Consider the following 15,083-nt stretch of genomic DNA (forward strand, 5'->3'; position numbering starts at 1 on the left):
TAGAAGAAGGGGCAACCCCGTTACGACCGGTAATCGGCGTTGATGCTGATGTAGCCGTGGGTGAGGTCGCAGGTCCAGACGGTGGCCCTGCCCTGCCCGAGCCCGAGATCGACCGAGAGGGTGATCTCGGGCGCCTTCATCAGTCGCGCGCCGTCTTCCTCGCGGTAGTCCGGCGCGCGCCAGCCCTTCTCGGCCACCAGCACGTCCCCGAAACGGATGGTCAGCAGATCACGATCAGCCGCCGCGCCGGACTTGCCGATCGCCATGACGATGCGGCCCCAGTTGGGATCCTCGCCGGCGATGGCGGTCTTGACCAGCGGCGAGTTGGCGATGGCCAAAGCATGGGTACGCGCGTCCGCATCGCTCGCGGCACCGGTGACCTCGACGGTGACGAACTTGGTCGCCCCCTCGCCGTCCTTGACCACCTGATGCGCGAGATCGAGGAACACGCCCTCGAGCGCCTCGGCAAAGGCGCTGTCAGCCTCGGTCACCTCGACTCCCGAGGCGCCCGTGGCGCCCATGAGCAGCGTGTCCGAGGTCGAGGTGTCGCTGTCCACCGTGATGCAGTTGAAGCTGCGGTCATTGATCTGGCTGACCAGCTTCTGCAGCAGCGGCTGCGGCACCTTCGCGTCGGTGAAGACGTAGACCAGCATGGTCGCCATGTCGGGCGCGATCATGCCCGAACCCTTGGCGATGCCGGCGATCTTCACCGGCCCGCCCGGCAACTCGACCGTGACGGTCGAGCCCTTGGGGAAGGTGTCGGTGGTCATGATCGCCTTGGCCGCGCCGGCAATTCCGCCGGCGTCGAGCGCGGCCACCAGTTCATCGACCTTGGCAGTGATGCGCTCGTGGGGCAGCGGCTCGCCGATCACCCCGGTTGAAGAGGAAAAGACGCGGGCCTCGGGCAGGCCGGTCGCCGCCGCCACGGCCGAGGTCACCGCACGGGTGGACTCGATGCCGTTGCGGCCGGTGAAGGCGTTGGAATTGCCCGAGTTCACGATGATCGCGGCACCCTCATCCGAGGTGCCGCCGATCTTGGCCTGGCAGTCGAGCACGGGTGCCGACCGCGTGGCCGAGCGGGTAAAGACCCCCGCCATGGTGCTGCCCGCGTCGAGCAGGGCAAGCATGACGTCAGTGCGCCCTGCGTAGCGCACCCCCGCCGCGACGGAGGCAAAACGAACCCCCTCAATCACCGGCAGGTCGGGAAAGGCCGCAGGGGCCAGCGGGGAAACGGCGAGGGTCTTGGCCACTCAGTCCTCCAGCAGCTCGAGGTTGGACAGGATCGAGGGATCGACATCCCCCGATGCTTTGCGGGTGATCTCGGCACCGGCCTCGGCTTCGTCCATATAGGCCGCCACGGCCTCCTGCTGCACCTGCTGGGCCAGTTGGTCGCGCACCTCGTCGAGCTTCGGCGCTTCCTTGGCACGGGTCTCGTTGAGCTTGATCACGTGCCAGCCGAACTGGGTCTGCACGGGTGCCTCCGAGATCGTGCCGGGCTCCATGCCCTCGACGGCCGTCTCGAAGGGCTCGACCATCATGCCCTTGCTGAACCAGCCGAGTTCACCGCCATTCGGGCCCGACGGGCCGGTGGATTTCGATTTGGCCACCTCGGCGAAGTCGGAACCGCCGTTCAGTTCCTCGATGATCGCCTTGGCCTCGTCCTCGGTTTCCACGAGGATGTGCGAGGCATTGTATTCCTGGCCCTGCTCGGCATCGGCGAACTGCGCGTCATAGGCGGCCTGCAGCGCCTCGTCGGTCACCGCGGCATCGGCCACGGCCGAAACGGTCTCGGCAGCGAGCAGCGTGCGACGTTCGGTCTTCAGCGACAGGTCCACGCGCTTGGTCTCGACGGCCTTCTCGTCCTGGGCCAGCACTTCTTGCTGCACCAGCTGGTCGAGGATGCCATCCCAAAGCACGTCATCGCCGAGTTGCTGGTATTGCTCGGGCAGGCTGGCCCGGACCACCAGCATCTCGCCGAGGGTAATGTCCGTGCCGTTCACCGTGGCCACGACGGTGTCGGCGCTCATCGCCTCGGTTTGCTCCTGGGCCTGTTCCTGGGCGTGGAGGGGCATCGCAAGGGTCAGGGCAAGCGCTGCCGCCCCCAGTTTGGTGAGGGTTTTGGGCATCTAGGCGTCCTTCCAGTTGGCCGCCCGCCACAGGGCGGCGTTGACACTTACCAACCCGCCGCTTACATCGCCTGAAGGCTCTGCAAGGCCGGTCGTTCCCCTGTGTCATATGGGTTGAGTGCGAGGCGGGCAAGCGGATGCCTCACGCAGAACACGACTTTGTCAGACAGCACAGGCAGGCCAAATGCTCGGAATGGGAAAACTCGCGCGGAAGATGTTCGGAACTCCGAACGACCGCAAGATCAAGGCCACCCGACCGCTGATCGTCCAGATCAACGCTCTGGAACCCGAGTATGAGGCGCTGGACGATGCCGGGCTGATCGCCAAGACCGAGGAATTCCGCAAGCGTTTCGCCGAGGGTGAAACCCTCGATGCGCTGCTGCCCGAGGCCTTTGCCAACTGCCGCGAGGCCGCCAAGCGCGCTCTTGGTCTGCGCGCCTTCGATGTGCAGCTGATGGGCGGCGTCTTCCTGCACCAGGGTAACATCTCCGAGATGAAGACCGGCGAAGGCAAGACGCTGGTCGCCACCTTCCCCTCCTACCTCAACGCCCTCTCGGGCAAGAGCGTGCACGTGGTGACGGTGAACGACTACCTTGCGCGCCGCGACGCGGAATGGATGTCGAAGGTGTTTGCCGCTCTCGGCATGACCACCGGGGTGGTCTACCCGCAGCAGCCCGAAGCCGAGAAGAAGCAGGCCTACGCCTGCGACATCACCTATGCCACCAACAACGAGTTGGGCTTCGACTATCTGCGCGACAACATGAAGTCCGAGCTGGACCAGATGATGCAGCGCGGCCATGGCTTTGCCGTTGTCGACGAGGTGGACTCGATCCTCATCGACGAGGCCCGTACGCCGCTGATCATCTCGGGCCCGTCGCAGGACCGCTCCGACCTCTACGTGGCGATCGACCGGATCATCCCCGAGCTGCCCGAAGACGCCTACACGCTCGACGAGAAGACCCGCAACGTCACCTTCACCGACGAGGGCAACGAGGCGCTGGAGCAGATGCTGCACCGCCGCGGCATCCTGCCCGAGGGCCAGACGCTCTATGATCCGGAAAGCACGACCATCGTGCACCACGTGAACCAGGGCCTGCGCGCGCACAAGCTCTACACCAAGGACAAGGACTATATCGTCCGTGACGGTCAGGTTGTGCTGATCGACGAATTCACCGGCCGCATGATGGCCGGACGTCGGCTGTCCGACGGCCTGCACCAGGCGATCGAGGCGAAGGAAGGCTGCCAGATCCAGCCCGAGAACGTCACCCTCGCCAGCGTGACGTTCCAGAACTACTTCCGCCTTTACCAGAAGCTGGGCGGCATGACCGGCACCGCGCTGACCGAAGCCGAGGAATTCGCCGAGATCTACAAGCTGGGCGTGGTCGAAGTGCCGACCAACCGGCCGATCGCGCGGATCGACGAGGACGACAAGGTCTATCGCACCGCCACCGAGAAATACGCGGCGATCGCCGAAGAGATCAAGAAGGCCCATGAGAAGGGCCAGCCGGTGCTCGTCGGCACCACCTCGATCGAGAAATCCGAGATGCTGTCGCAGCTGCTTACCAAGGCAGGGCTGACGCACAACGTGCTCAACGCGCGCCAGCACGAGCAGGAAGCGCAGATCGTCGCCGACGCGGGCAAGATGGGAGCGATCACCATCGCCACCAACATGGCCGGCCGGGGCACAGACATCAAACTGGGCGGCAACTTCGAGTTCCTGGTGATGGAGGCGATCGCCGCCGATCCCGAGGCCGATCCCGAAGAGATCCGCGCCCATATCGAGACCGAGCACGCCAAGGCCGAGGCCGAGGTTAAGGAGGCAGGCGGCCTCTTCGTGCTGGCCACCGAGCGCCACGAGAGCCGCCGCATCGACAACCAGCTGCGCGGTCGTTCAGGCCGCCAGGGGGATCCGGGCCGCAGTTCGTTCTACCTGTCGCTGGAAGACGACCTGATGCGCATCTTCGGCTCGGAACGGCTCGACCGCGTGCTCTCGAAGCTGGGCATGAAGGAAGGCGAGGCAATCATCCACCCCTGGGTGAACAAGTCGCTGGAACGCGCCCAGGCCAAGGTCGAGGGCCGCAACTTCGACATCCGCAAGCAATTGCTGAAGTTCGACGACGTGATGAACGACCAGCGCAAGGTGATCTTTGCGCAGCGCCTCGAGATCATGGAGGCAAAGGATCTGTCGGAGATCGTCGAGGACATGCGCCACGAGGTGATCGATGAGCTGGTCGAGACCTATGCTCCCACCAAGGCCTATGCTGACCAGTGGGACATGCAGGGTCTCTACGCCGCCAGCATCGAGAAGCTCGGCATCGACCTGCCGGTCATCGCCTGGGGCGAGGAGGAGGGTGTCGACGCCGAGACCATCCGCGAGCGCATCGAGGACGCGACCGACAAGCAGATGACCGAGAAGGCCGAGGCCTTCGGCCCCGAGACCATGCGTCAGATCGAGAAGCAGGTGTTGCTGCAAACCATCGACACCAAGTGGCGCGAGCACCTTCTGACGCTCGAACACCTGCGCTCGGTGGTGGGCTTCCGCGGCTACGCGCAGCGTGACCCGCTCAACGAATACAAGACCGAGGCCTTCCAGCTTTTCGAGTCGATGCTGGAATCGCTGCGCGAGCGCGTGACCGAGCAACTTGGCCGGGTGCGCCCGATGACCGAGGAAGAGCAGCAGAAGATGCTCCAGCAGATGGCGGCGCAGCAGCTTCAGCAGCAGAAGCTCGCCGAGCAGGCCAAGGCGGTTGGACCGAGCGAGAACGTCGCCGTACCCGAATCGCACGAGCCGCTGGTCGATGGCTTCGACGAGAACGATCAGGCGACCTGGGGCACCCCCAGCCGCAACGACCCCTGCCCCTGCGGCTCGGGCAAGAAGTTCAAGCACTGCCACGGCAGCCTCGCCTGAGCGGCGTAGCTGACCAGAAGAACTGACATTTCGGGGCGGGTTCGGGGCGGAGATGCCCGGGGCTCGCCCTGATGACTCCCCCCCTTCGCCGCAACACCGCCGCTTTTTCGCGGCAGATTGTTTCCCGTACGAGTTCGAGTGTCGGGGACCATCATGGGACGGATGAAGACCTACAGGCTTGCAGTTGTCACCCTCAGCGCAGCCGTGAGCATCGGCTTCGCGATGCAGCAGCATGACGCGCGCAGCAAGCGCGCCGGAACGATACAGATTGCCCGGATCGAGGACACCTCCTCCGCCGCATTGCCCAGCATCCCCGATGATCGCGCCGCCGCGCCGCGCCTGCCCGACGCGCAGCATACGCTTGCCGCCGCAGTGGCGGAGCCAAAGGCTGCCCCGGCCACGCTGCCGCAGGAAGTCGAGGCAAGGCCCATCGATTGCGCGGTCAGCATGGCTGCCCGCACCGGCGCCGGCGCTATGGTCACCGTGTCGATCGACGCGCCCTGCTTCGCCTCGGAACGGCTGACGATCCATCACAACGGGCTGATGTTCACCGAGGTTACCCAGCCCGACGGCACGCTCCGCGTCGAGGTGCCCGCGCTGGCCGAACAGGCGCTTTTCATCGCCGCCTTTGCCAATGGCGCTGGCGCGACCGCCCTGGCCGAAGTGCCCGCCCTGCCCTTCTATGACCGCGTCGTGCTGCAATGGCGTGGCAACGGCGGACTTTCCCTGCATGCCAACGAGTTCGGTGCCGCGGGCGACGAGGCGGGCCACGTCTGGGCCGCCGCCGCGGGCGATCTGACCCGCACCGCGCGCGGCGAAGGCGGATTTCTGACCCGGCTCGGCGATGCCGCCAGCGCAGAAGCCCGCTTGGCCGAGGTATATACTTTCCCGGCCGCTGCCTCGAAAACGGCGGGTGCCGTGTCGCTGACCATCGAGGCCGAGATCACCGCGGCCAACTGCGGCAAGGAGCTGGACGCGCAGACGCTGGAGCGCCGCCTTGGCAACAGCCTGCGCGCGCGCGACCTGAGCCTCGCCATGCCCGATTGCAGTGCCACCGGTGACTTTCTGGTGTTGAAAAACCTGCTCGAAGACCTGAAGATCGCCGCCAACTAGAACGAGCGGTCAAGAGGCCCCGATGCGACAGGTCCGTGCGGCGAACATCGCCGCACTTCTCATTGCGGGCGCCCTTTCGGGCCTGCTTTTCCCCACGCCGGCACATGCCCAGGATGTCACGCTGCGCTCGCGCGATGGCGGCATCGAGCTCAGTGGCACGATGCTTGGCTTCGATGGCGAGTTCTACCGGATCGACAGCCGCTATGGCGAGCTGACGGTCGATGCGTCGGGGGTGCTCTGCGAGGGTGTCGGCTGCCCTTCGCTCACCGATTTCGTCGCCGAGCTGCGCATTTCCGGTGCCGCGACCATGGGCGATCTGCTGATCCCCGCGCTGATCGAGAGTTTCGCGCAGCGCAATGATTTCAGCGCGGCGCGCGCCACGATCGCCGATGGCGGCATCCGCTTCACCCTGAGCGACGGCGCGCGGGTGATCGGCCGGTTCGACGTGCTGCCCTCCTCGACCGACGAGGGCTTCGCCGACCTGCTCGCGGACGAAGCTGATCTGGTGATCGCCCTGCGCGAGATCCGCCCGGCCGAGCGCGAGCTGGCCCAGCAGGCCGGACTGGGAGATCTTGCCCATCCGAACCGGAGCCGTGTCCTGGCGCTCGACGCGCTTCTGCCCGTGGTCGCGCCGGGCAATCCGGTCACCGCGCTTTCGCTGACCCAGCTTGCGGCCGTGCTCTCCGGCGAGATCGACAATTGGCAGGATCTCGGCGGGCCGGATGCGCCCATCGTTCTGCACCTCCCGCGCGAGGGCTCGGGCTTGGTGCAGGCGCTGGAGGACCAGCTGCTGCATCCGCCCGCCCTGACCTTGCGCAGCACCGAGACCCGCCGCCACGAGAGCGCCGCCGGACTAGCGGCGGCGGTGGCAGAGGACCCGCTCGGTCTGGGTTTCGTCAATGCCGCCGAGATTGGCAACAGCCGAGCGATCGTCCTCACCGGAAGCTGCGGCTTTCGTCTTCGGGGCACCCGGCAGGCCATCAAGACCGAGGACTATCCGCTTACCATGCCGGTCTTTGCCTATGTGCCCGCGCGCCGGCTGCCGAAGCTGGCCCGCGAGTTCCTCGAATTCACCCGCTCCGCCCCGGCGCAGATCGTGATCCGCCGCGCCGGCTTCGTCGACCAGACACCCGAAGAGCTGCCGATTGACGCGCAAGGAGACCGGCTGGCCAATGCCGTCGCCGTCGCAGAGGGCGAGGACGGGCTGGCCGAGCTGAAGCGGCTCGCTGGCACCCTGGCAACGATGCGGCGGCTGACAACCTCTTTCCGCTTCGAAACCGGGTCCGCCGATCTCGACGCGCAGTCGCGCTCGAACGTGCAGCAACTCGCACGGGCCCTCGAACTTGGCGAATACGACGGGCACGCGCTGGTCTTCGTCGGGTTCTCCGACGGACAGGGACCGAGCGCCGACAACCTTGCGATTGCCACCGAGCGCGCCGCCTCGGTCCGCGAGGCGGTGATCGCGGCGGCCGAAGCGACCGACCTTGCGGGCGTCACGCTGGACACCGATGCTTTCGGCGAGGCCATGCCCATGGCCTGCGACGATACCGTCTGGGGGCGCCAGGTGAACCGCCGCGTCGAGGTCTGGCTGCGCTAGAGCAGCCCCAGGTCCCGGAAGCTCAGCTCACGCGAGCGGCCGATCACAAGGTGGTCGTGCAGCGTGATGCCCAGCACCTCGGCGGCCGCCTGGATCTGCCTGGTCATCTCGATGTCGGCGCTGCTGGGCGTGGGATCGCCAGAGGGGTGGTTGTGCACGAGGATCAGCGCGCTGGCGTTCAGCTCCAAGGCGCGCTTCACCACTTCACGCGGGTAGACCGGCACGTGATCCACGGTGCCCCGCGCCTGCGCCTCATCGGCGATCAGCACGTTCTTGCGGTCGAGGAACAGGATGCGGAACTGCTCGATCGGCTGGTGCGCCATGGCGGTCTGGCAATAGGCAAGCAGCGCGTCCCAGGAACTGACCACCTGCCGTCGCAGCACGCGGCTACGGGCGAGACGATGCGCCGCCGCCTCGACGATCTTCAGCTCAAGCACCACCGCATCGCCGACCCCCTCCACATCGCGCAGCCGTGCCGCCGGAGCAGAGACAACCGCGTTGAAATCGCCCAGTCGCTCCAGCAAACGGCGCGCAAGTGGCTTGACGTCCTGCCTTGGTATGGCGCGAAACAGCAGCAGCTCCAGCAACTCGTAGTCGGGCACGGCCTCGGCCCCGCCCGCGAGGAAGCGGTCTCTGAGCCGTTTCCGGTGGTCGCGGATATACGACGGCAACGTTCGCGCCGCGGGCGCGGGCCGTACAGGCGGCTCGTCTCCGGCGAAAAGCGAGGGCTGGCTCTCAGAAAAGTGGCGGGGCGGGCTCATGGCGGCAGCCTGACCGCAACGTCGTTAGGAAAGAGTTAAACGCAGAAAGGCCGCACCAGAGGCACGGCCTTTCGGATCACTCTTCTCGATCAGCGATCGGGCATCCGCCCGGCGCTCAGCCCTTCATCGAATCCCAGAAGCCCTTGACCGAAGAGAAGAAGCTCTTCGACTCCGGGTTGTTGTCCTCGGACTGGTCCTCGAATTCGCGCAGCAGTTCCTTCTGGCGCGACGTCAGGTTGACCGGCGTCTCCACGGCAAGTTCGATGAACATGTCCCCGGCCGCGCCGCCGCGCAGCGCCGGCATGCCCTTGCCGCGCAGGCGCATCTGACGGCCCGACTGGCTGCCTGCCGGGATTTTCACCCGGCTGCGGCCGCCGTCGATGGTCGGCACCTCGATGTCGCCGCCAAGCGCCGCGGTGGTCATCGACACCGGCACGCGGCAATGCAGCTCGGTGCCCTCGCGCTCGAAGATCCCGTGCTTCTTCACCTCGATGAAGATGTAGAGATCTCCCGGAGGACCGCCGCGCATTCCCGCCTCGCCTTCGCCGGCCAGACGGATGCGGGTGCCGGTCTCGACCCCCGCCGGGATGTTCACCGACAAGGACCGCTCCTTCTGCACGCGGCCCTGGCCGCCACAGGAGGAACAGGGGTTCTTGATGATCTGCCCCAGCCCCGAGCAGGTCGGGCAGGTGCGCTCGACGGTGAAGAAGCCCTGCGTCGCACGGACCTTGCCCATGCCCGAACAGGTCGGACAGGTCACCGGCTCGGCGCCGCCCTCGGCGCCGGACCCATGGCAGGACCCGCATTGCACCGAGGTCGGCACGTTGATGGTCTTCTGAAGGCCGCCGAAGGCCTCTTCCAACGTCACGCGGAGGTTGTAGCGCAGGTCGGCACCACGCGCCGCGCGCTGGCGTCCGCCGCCCCCGCGCCCGCCACCCATGAAATCGCCGAAAAGATCGTCGAACACGTCGGAGAAGGCCGAGGCGAAATCGCCCTGCTGGCCGAAACCGCCGCCCGGACGTCCGCCGCCGCCCATGCCACCCTCGAAGGCGGCGTGGCCGAAGCGGTCGTAGGCCGCCTTCTTGTCGGCGTCCTTCAGAACCTCATAGGCTTCGTTGATTTCCTTGAACTGCGCTTCCGCGTCAGGATTGTCCGCGTTCCGGTCGGGGTGAAGTTCCTTCGCCTTCTTGCGATAGCCCTTCTTGATCTCGTCCGCAGAGGCCCCTTTGGCAACGCCGAGCAGCTCGTAATAGTCACGCTTGGACATAGATGCCCTCCTTGGCCCGGAACAGAAAAGGGCCGGTCCGGCATCCGGACCGGCCCCCGTCTGGTTCCGCTATGGCTTAGCTGCGCTTGCGGTCGTCGAGGTCTTCGAAGTCCGCGTCCACGATGTTGTCGTCTTCCGACGGGCCGGAACTGGCCGCATCGGGGTCCTCGGCTTCGGGGGAAGCATCGCCCGACTCGGCCTGGGCCTTGTAGATCGCCTCGCCCAGACGCATGGCCACTTCGGTCACGTTCTGGATGCCGGACTTGAGCTTCTCGCCGGTGACATCGCTCTTCTCGAGGTCATCCTTGAGCGCGGCAATCGCCAGCTCGATGGCTTCGATGGTCGACGGATCGACCTTGTCGCCATGCTCCTCGATCGACTTCTCGGTCGAGTGGATGAGGCTTTCCGCCTGGTTGCGGGCCTCGACCAGTTCCTTGCGCTTGTGGTCCGCCTCGGCATTTTCCTCGGCATCCTTGACCATGCGCTCGATGTCCTCGTCCGAGAGGCCACCCGACGCCTGGATGGTGATCTTCTGTTCCTTGCCGGTGCCCTTGTCCTTGGCCGACACGGAGACGATGCCATTGGCATCGATGTCGAAGGTCACCTCGATCTGCGGCATGCCGCGCGGTGCGGGCGGGATGTTCTCGAGGTTGAACTGGCCGAGCAGCTTGTTGTCGGCCGCCATCTCGCGCTCACCCTGGAAGACGCGGATCGTCACGGCCGACTGGTGGTCTTCGGCGGTGGAGAAGATCTGCGACTTCTTGGTCGGGATCGTGGTGTTGCGATCGATCAGGCGGGTGAACACGCCGCCCAGCGTCTCGATGCCCAGCGACAGCGGGGTCACGTCGAGCAGGACCACGTCCTTCACGTCACCTTGCAGAACGCCGGCCTGGATGGCGGCGCCCATGGCGACCACTTCATCCGGGTTCACGCCCTTGTGCGGCTCCTTGCCGAAGAACTTGGTCACCTCTTCGATGACCTTCGGCATACGGGTCTGACCGCCGACCAGAACGACCTCGTCGATCTCGTCCTTGGAGAGGCCGGCATCCTTCAGCGCGGCCGCGCAGGGCTTCAGAGAGGCCTTGATCAGGTCGCCGACAAGGCTTTCCAGCTTGGCGCGGGTCAGTTTCATGACCATGTGCAGCGGCTGGCCGTTCGAGCCCATCGAGATGAACGGCTGGTTGATCTCGGTCTGGCTCGAGCTCGACAGTTCGATCTTGGCCTTCTCCGCAGCTTCCTTGAGACGCTGCAGGGCCATCTTGTCCTTGGTCAGGTCGACCGAGTGCTCTTTCTTGAACTCGTCCGCCAGGTAGTTGACGATCCGCATGTCGAAGTCTTCACCGCCGAGGAACGTGTCGCCGTTGGTGGACTTCACTTCGAAGAGACCGTCGTCGATCTCGAGGATGGTCACGTCGAAGGTGCCGCCGCCGAGGTCATAGACGGCGATGGTCTTCGATTCTTTCTTGTCGAGGCCATAGGCCAGCGCAGCCGCGGTCGGCTCGTTGATGATGCGCAGCACTTCGAGACCGGCGATCTTGCCGGCGTCCTTGGTGGCCTGACGCTGGGCGTCGTTGAAGTAGGCCGGAACCGTGATAACGGCCTGGGTCACCTCTTCGCCGAGATAGCTCTCGGCGGTTTCCTTCATCTTGCCGAGGATGAAGGCGGAAATCTGCGACGGGGAGTACTTGTCGCCCTTGGCCTCAACCCAGGCATCGCCATTGCCGCCGTCCACGATCTTGTAGGGGACGATGTTCTGGTCCTTGGTCACTTCCGCATCGGTGGTGCGGCGGCCGATCAGACGCTTTACGGCGAAGATGGTGGCTTCCGGGTTGGTCACGGCCTGCCGCTTGGCGGGCTGGCCAACGAGGCGTTCGTCGTCGGTGAAGGCGACGATCGACGGGGTGGTACGTGCGCCTTCGGCGTTTTCAATCACGCGCGCCTGGCTGCCGTCCATGATGGCGACGCAGGAGTTCGTGGTGCCGAGGTCGATACCGATCACTTTGCCCATGATTCGATCCCTTTTCCAATTCAAGGCGATGACGCGAGGCATACGGACCCGTTACGGCATCCAGCCCCGCTTGTTGAAGAAGCCGTCCGGCGGGGGCCTCGCGGCGTTCGGAGGGTATATAAGGAGGGGGTTTGAGCCCTGCAAGCGGCCTTGGCGGGGCTTTGCCTGCATTTAGCGGGAAATTCTTTGCCCGCCGCCACGGAATGCCGCAGAAAAAGGCCATGACCTCGCCTCTCGATATCCGCGGCTTCCGGCTGTTTTCCGGCCATCTCGACCGTCCGGCACAGGAGGCGCTGGTCGCCGTGCTGCGCGGCTTGCTGCGGGCCGCGCCGCTCTACCAGCCCGTCACGCCGCGCGGGCAGAAGATGTCGGTTCGGATGAGCGCAGCGGGGCGCTTCGGATGGGTCACCGACCGCCGCGGCTACCGCTATGAGCCGCAGCACCCCGCAGGCATGGGCTGGCCGCCGATTCCAGAGGAAGTTCTGACGATCTGGCGCGAGGTCGCGGGCGTGGCCCGCGCGCCCGAATGCTGCCTGATCAACTGGTACGGAGAGGGCGCGCGCATGGGGCTGCACCAGGACAAGGACGAGGCGGACTTTTCCTGTCCCGTCGTGTCGGTCTCGCTTGGCGACGACGGGCTCTTCCGCATGGGCAACGAGGCGCGCGGCGGCAAGACCGAGTCGGTCTGGCTGAAGTCCGGCGACGTGGTCGTCATGGGCGGCGAGGCCCGGCTGAAGCATCACGGGGTTGACCGCATCCGCTTCGGCTCTTCCACGCTGCTGCCACAGGGCGGGCGCATCAACCTCACCCTGCGGGTGGTCACCTGAGGCACGGTTGCCTCAGCCTCAGCGCATCAGCTCGCAGCAGCCGCCCAGCGTGCGGCTGATCCGGCCGGTCAGCACCAGTGTCGCGGCCAGCCCATAGAGCCGGTCAGACATACCGTCGCTGCATTGCGATTCGGGGCTTGCGACGAGGACCGCCTGCAGCTGATCCGCCCCCGCCACCGAACTGAAAGGCCAGCTGCGGCCGCTCGCGGTTTCGAAGGGACCCGCCTGAAGCAGGTCTTCCGGGTCATCCGGCGTGGACCAGCTGGCGCTCTCTCCCTGGCGAACCTCGTAGGTCCAGAAGGGCTCTGTACCAAAGCAACGCAGCCCCGCGACCTGAGGCAGGCTGCCGTTCTCCTCCGGAGCGAGAAAGCTCATCGAGACCCAGCCGACCCCCTCGCCCGTGGTGATCCGCCCCCAGGTCCCGGCATCGTTCAGCGCGCTGACCTGGATGTCGATGGCATCGGGAGCCAGTGTGCCCAGCAGGTCCGCCCCGGAGTCGGGCGCCGCGCGGATGTTCAAGACATCGTCCGCCGCCACGCCGGTCACCGCGTAGAAGGCGGGCAGATCCTGCGCCGTGACCGGTGCCGCGAGCAGCGCCGCGGTCAGGAAAATTGCATGTCGCGTGAAGGCATGTCGCATGAAGGGCTCCTCCCGGCTCCGTCTCCCCCATCATGAGGCAGAGGCCCGCCCCGCGTCCAGCGCGACGGGCGCGGGCGGCAACTCAGCGGCGGGCCGACCAGGAGGCCGAGGCGTGCTTGCGGGTGTAGAATTCGCCCATGAGGCCGATCATCAGCAGCACGATCGACACCCAAAGCGCATATTCCCAGCTGGAGTTGCGCGGGAAGTAATTGGCGAAGGCATAGCCACGCGACTGGTCAATGGTGTGGAACAGGGGGTTCCAGTCAAAGATCGCCAGCATCCCGGGCGTCAGAGAATTGGCGACGAACATCTTGCCCGAGGCGATCATGTTGGCCCGCTGGTAGATGGTGGTCAGGATCGACACCGGGGTCGGGAACCACGGCTTGGCCGCCAGGAACACCATGCCGATCGCCGCCCCCGAGAACCACGACAGCATCAGCATCGCCAATGCGCCGATGGGATCGTGAATCTCCGACATGACGAAGGGATTGAAGGCCACGTCGTAGACGAAGAGGATCGCGAAGAGCGACAGGACCTGGATGTAGAGAGTCGAGAGCATGGCCGAGGCGATGGCGATCGCCGTGTTCATCGGCGCGTGTTGCATCATCGGGCTCGCCGGTCCCTCCGAGCCCGCGACCGCCCCCAGCGTCTTTGTGTGGGTCATGTAGAGAAAGACCCCGGTCATGATGTAGATCATGAAGTCGCCGCGGATCGCCGTGCCACGCATGCCCAGAATATGGAACATGAAGTAGAAGGCCAGCACGAAGATGATCGTCTGCAGCATGTTCATGAAGATCGCCATGAAGGCATTGCCATGGCTCTTCCGCACAGCGCGCACGGAGTTGTGGTAAATCAACTCGAAGATGTAGATGGCAGATCCCAGCCGAGAGCGCGGCTTCGTGGTCTCAAACATGGCAACTCTGCTCCGACACTGGTTCAAACAGACGGGTCTGCTTGCCCATCTTGACGCAGCGCAGCATAAGAGTCGCAGGCTTTCAAATCAATAAATCCGCGTCGCGGAAGGGAGTACTGCTTTGAATTATGAAAACCTTGTTGCCGTGATCCGTCGTCTCGCCCTCGAAGCAGGGGACAAGATCATGGAAATTTACAATTCTGACGATTTTGAAGTGAAGTCCAAGTCCGATGCCAGCCCGGTGACCGAAGCCGATGAAGCCGCCGATGCCCTCATCTCCGCCGGCCTGCGCGAAGCCTTCCCCGACATGCCGCTGGTGACCGAAGAGCAGGCCGACAGCCACGACGTCGATGCGATGACCTTCCTCATCGTCGATCCGCTCGACGGCACCAAGGAATTCGTCAACCGCCGCGGCGATTTCACCGTGAACATCGCGCTGGTCGAAGACGGCGTGCCAACCTTCGGCGTGGTCTATGCCCCGGCCAAGGAGCGGATGTTCTACACCGACAGCGTCGGCAACTCGGTCGAGGAAATGGGGCCCTTCGACAAGGACGCTCCCGGCGAAGTCAAGCCGATCAAGGTCTCGAGCCCTGACAACTCGGCGCTGCTCGTGGTTGCCTCGAAATCGCACCGCGACCAGGCCACCGACGACTACATCAACAAGTACAGCACCGCGGACATGAAGAGCGCCGGCTCCTCGCTGAAGTTCTGCCTTGTGGCCACCGGCGAGGCGGACATCTACCCGCGTCTCGGCCGGACGATGGAATGGGACACCGCCGCCGGGCAGGCCGTGCTGCAGGGCGCGGGCGGCCGCGTGGTGCGTTTTGACGACCACACGCCGCTGGCCTACGGCAAGGCAGGCTTCGCCAACCCCTTCTTCATCGCCTATTCGCCCGACGTCGCGCTGAAAGAAGCGTGACCCTA

The 15,083-nt window shown here is 65.4% G+C and carries 12 protein-coding genes; 5 read left to right on the forward strand and 7 right to left on the reverse strand.

Going from position 1 to position 15,083, the window contains the following annotated elements:
- Positions 1-20: 20 nt before the first annotated feature.
- Both argJ and IQ782_RS07745 read right to left on the reverse strand, forming a co-directional pair.
- On the reverse strand, positions 21-1,250 hold the full coding sequence (gene argJ / locus IQ782_RS07740) for a bifunctional glutamate N-acetyltransferase/amino-acid acetyltransferase ArgJ (protein ID WP_194134043.1): 1,230 nt from the start codon (positions 1,248-1,250) through the stop codon (positions 21-23).
- The gene (locus IQ782_RS07745) at positions 1,251-2,126 is read right to left on the reverse strand and encodes a peptidylprolyl isomerase (RefSeq protein ID WP_194134044.1); all 876 of its coding nucleotides are present in this window, start codon (positions 2,124-2,126) and stop codon (positions 1,251-1,253) included.
- A 184-nt stretch (positions 2,127-2,310) separates the two neighbouring features.
- Between IQ782_RS07745 and secA the strand changes: the two genes are divergently transcribed.
- The 3 genes from secA (at position 2,311) to IQ782_RS07760 (ending at position 7,744) form a co-directional block, all read left to right on the forward strand.
- On the forward strand, positions 2,311-5,034 hold the full coding sequence (secA, locus tag IQ782_RS07750; RefSeq protein WP_194134045.1) for a preprotein translocase subunit SecA: 2,724 nt from the start codon (positions 2,311-2,313) through the stop codon (positions 5,032-5,034).
- Between the two features lie 153 nt (positions 5,035-5,187).
- On the forward strand, positions 5,188-6,147 hold the full coding sequence (locus tag IQ782_RS07755) for a translocase (protein WP_194134046.1): 960 nt from the start codon (positions 5,188-5,190) through the stop codon (positions 6,145-6,147).
- Between the two features lie 22 nt (positions 6,148-6,169).
- The gene (locus IQ782_RS07760; RefSeq protein WP_194134047.1) at positions 6,170-7,744 is read left to right on the forward strand and encodes a phosphate ABC transporter substrate-binding/OmpA family protein; all 1,575 of its coding nucleotides are present in this window, start codon (positions 6,170-6,172) and stop codon (positions 7,742-7,744) included.
- On the opposite strand, the gene radC is transcribed toward IQ782_RS07760, so the two are convergent.
- The 3 genes from radC to dnaK form a co-directional block, all read right to left on the reverse strand.
- Positions 7,741-8,505: a RadC family protein gene (gene radC / locus IQ782_RS07765; RefSeq protein WP_194134048.1), complete on the reverse strand. Its 765-nt coding sequence runs from the start codon at positions 8,503-8,505 to the stop codon at positions 7,741-7,743. The two genes, IQ782_RS07760 and radC, sit on opposite strands and share 4 nt — an antisense overlap.
- Before the next feature lie 115 nt (positions 8,506-8,620).
- Positions 8,621-9,772, reverse strand: a complete 1,152-nt coding sequence (gene dnaJ / locus IQ782_RS07770) for a molecular chaperone DnaJ (RefSeq protein ID WP_194134049.1) — start codon at positions 9,770-9,772, stop codon at positions 8,621-8,623.
- Positions 9,773-9,848: 76 nt separating this feature from the next.
- Positions 9,849-11,780 (reverse strand): molecular chaperone DnaK, encoded by a 1,932-nt coding sequence (dnaK, locus tag IQ782_RS07775; protein ID WP_194134050.1) that lies wholly within the window; start codon positions 11,778-11,780, stop codon positions 9,849-9,851.
- Positions 11,781-12,001: 221 nt separating this feature from the next.
- Here dnaK and IQ782_RS07780 point away from each other — a divergent pair, with 221 nt between their 5' ends.
- Complete coding sequence (locus IQ782_RS07780; RefSeq protein ID WP_194134051.1) at positions 12,002-12,607, forward strand: alpha-ketoglutarate-dependent dioxygenase AlkB family protein; 606 nt, start codon at positions 12,002-12,004, stop codon at positions 12,605-12,607.
- 18 nt (positions 12,608-12,625) lie between these two features.
- On the opposite strand, the gene IQ782_RS07785 is transcribed toward IQ782_RS07780, so the two are convergent.
- Together IQ782_RS07785 and IQ782_RS07790 are read right to left on the reverse strand one after the other, a co-directional pair.
- Positions 12,626-13,246: a COG3650 family protein gene (locus IQ782_RS07785; protein ID WP_194134052.1), complete on the reverse strand. Its 621-nt coding sequence runs from the start codon at positions 13,244-13,246 to the stop codon at positions 12,626-12,628.
- Between the two features lie 82 nt (positions 13,247-13,328).
- Positions 13,329-14,159 (reverse strand): ABC transporter permease, encoded by an 831-nt coding sequence (locus tag IQ782_RS07790; protein WP_194134053.1) that lies wholly within the window; start codon positions 14,157-14,159, stop codon positions 13,329-13,331.
- A 121-nt stretch (positions 14,160-14,280) separates the two neighbouring features.
- Between IQ782_RS07790 and cysQ the strand changes: the two genes are divergently transcribed.
- Positions 14,281-15,078, forward strand: coding sequence for a 3'(2'),5'-bisphosphate nucleotidase CysQ (gene cysQ / locus IQ782_RS07795; protein WP_194134054.1), 798 nt, complete (start codon positions 14,281-14,283; stop codon positions 15,076-15,078).
- The last annotated feature ends 5 nt before the right edge of the window (positions 15,079-15,083 follow it).

The organism is Salipiger mangrovisoli (genome assembly GCF_015223355.1).
Classification (GTDB): Bacteria; Pseudomonadota; Alphaproteobacteria; order Rhodobacterales; family Rhodobacteraceae; genus Salipiger; species Salipiger mangrovisoli.

Bases quoted from the DNA above. Each gene is read 5' to 3' on its own strand.
- IQ782_RS07745 (WP_194134044.1), bottom strand. From the start codon at position 2,126: ATGCCCAAAACCCTCACCAAACTGGGGGCGGCAGCGCTTGCCCTGACC.
- radC (WP_194134048.1), bottom strand. From the start codon at position 8,505: ATGAGCCCGCCCCGCCACTTTTCTGAGAGCCAGCCCTCGCTTTTCGCC.
- IQ782_RS07760 (WP_194134047.1), top strand. From the start codon at position 6,170: ATGCGACAGGTCCGTGCGGCGAACATCGCCGCACTTCTCATTGCGGGC.
- dnaK (WP_194134050.1), bottom strand. From the start codon at position 11,780: ATGGGCAAAGTGATCGGTATCGACCTCGGCACCACGAACTCCTGCGTC.
- secA (WP_194134045.1), top strand. From the start codon at position 2,311: ATGCTCGGAATGGGAAAACTCGCGCGGAAGATGTTCGGAACTCCGAAC.
- IQ782_RS07755 (WP_194134046.1), top strand. From the start codon at position 5,188: ATGGGACGGATGAAGACCTACAGGCTTGCAGTTGTCACCCTCAGCGCA.
- IQ782_RS07790 (WP_194134053.1), bottom strand. From the start codon at position 14,159: ATGTTTGAGACCACGAAGCCGCGCTCTCGGCTGGGATCTGCCATCTAC.
- IQ782_RS07780 (WP_194134051.1), top strand. From the start codon at position 12,002: ATGACCTCGCCTCTCGATATCCGCGGCTTCCGGCTGTTTTCCGGCCAT.
- IQ782_RS07785 (WP_194134052.1), bottom strand. From the start codon at position 13,246: ATGCGACATGCCTTCACGCGACATGCAATTTTCCTGACCGCGGCGCTG.
- dnaJ (WP_194134049.1), bottom strand. From the start codon at position 9,772: ATGTCCAAGCGTGACTATTACGAGCTGCTCGGCGTTGCCAAAGGGGCC.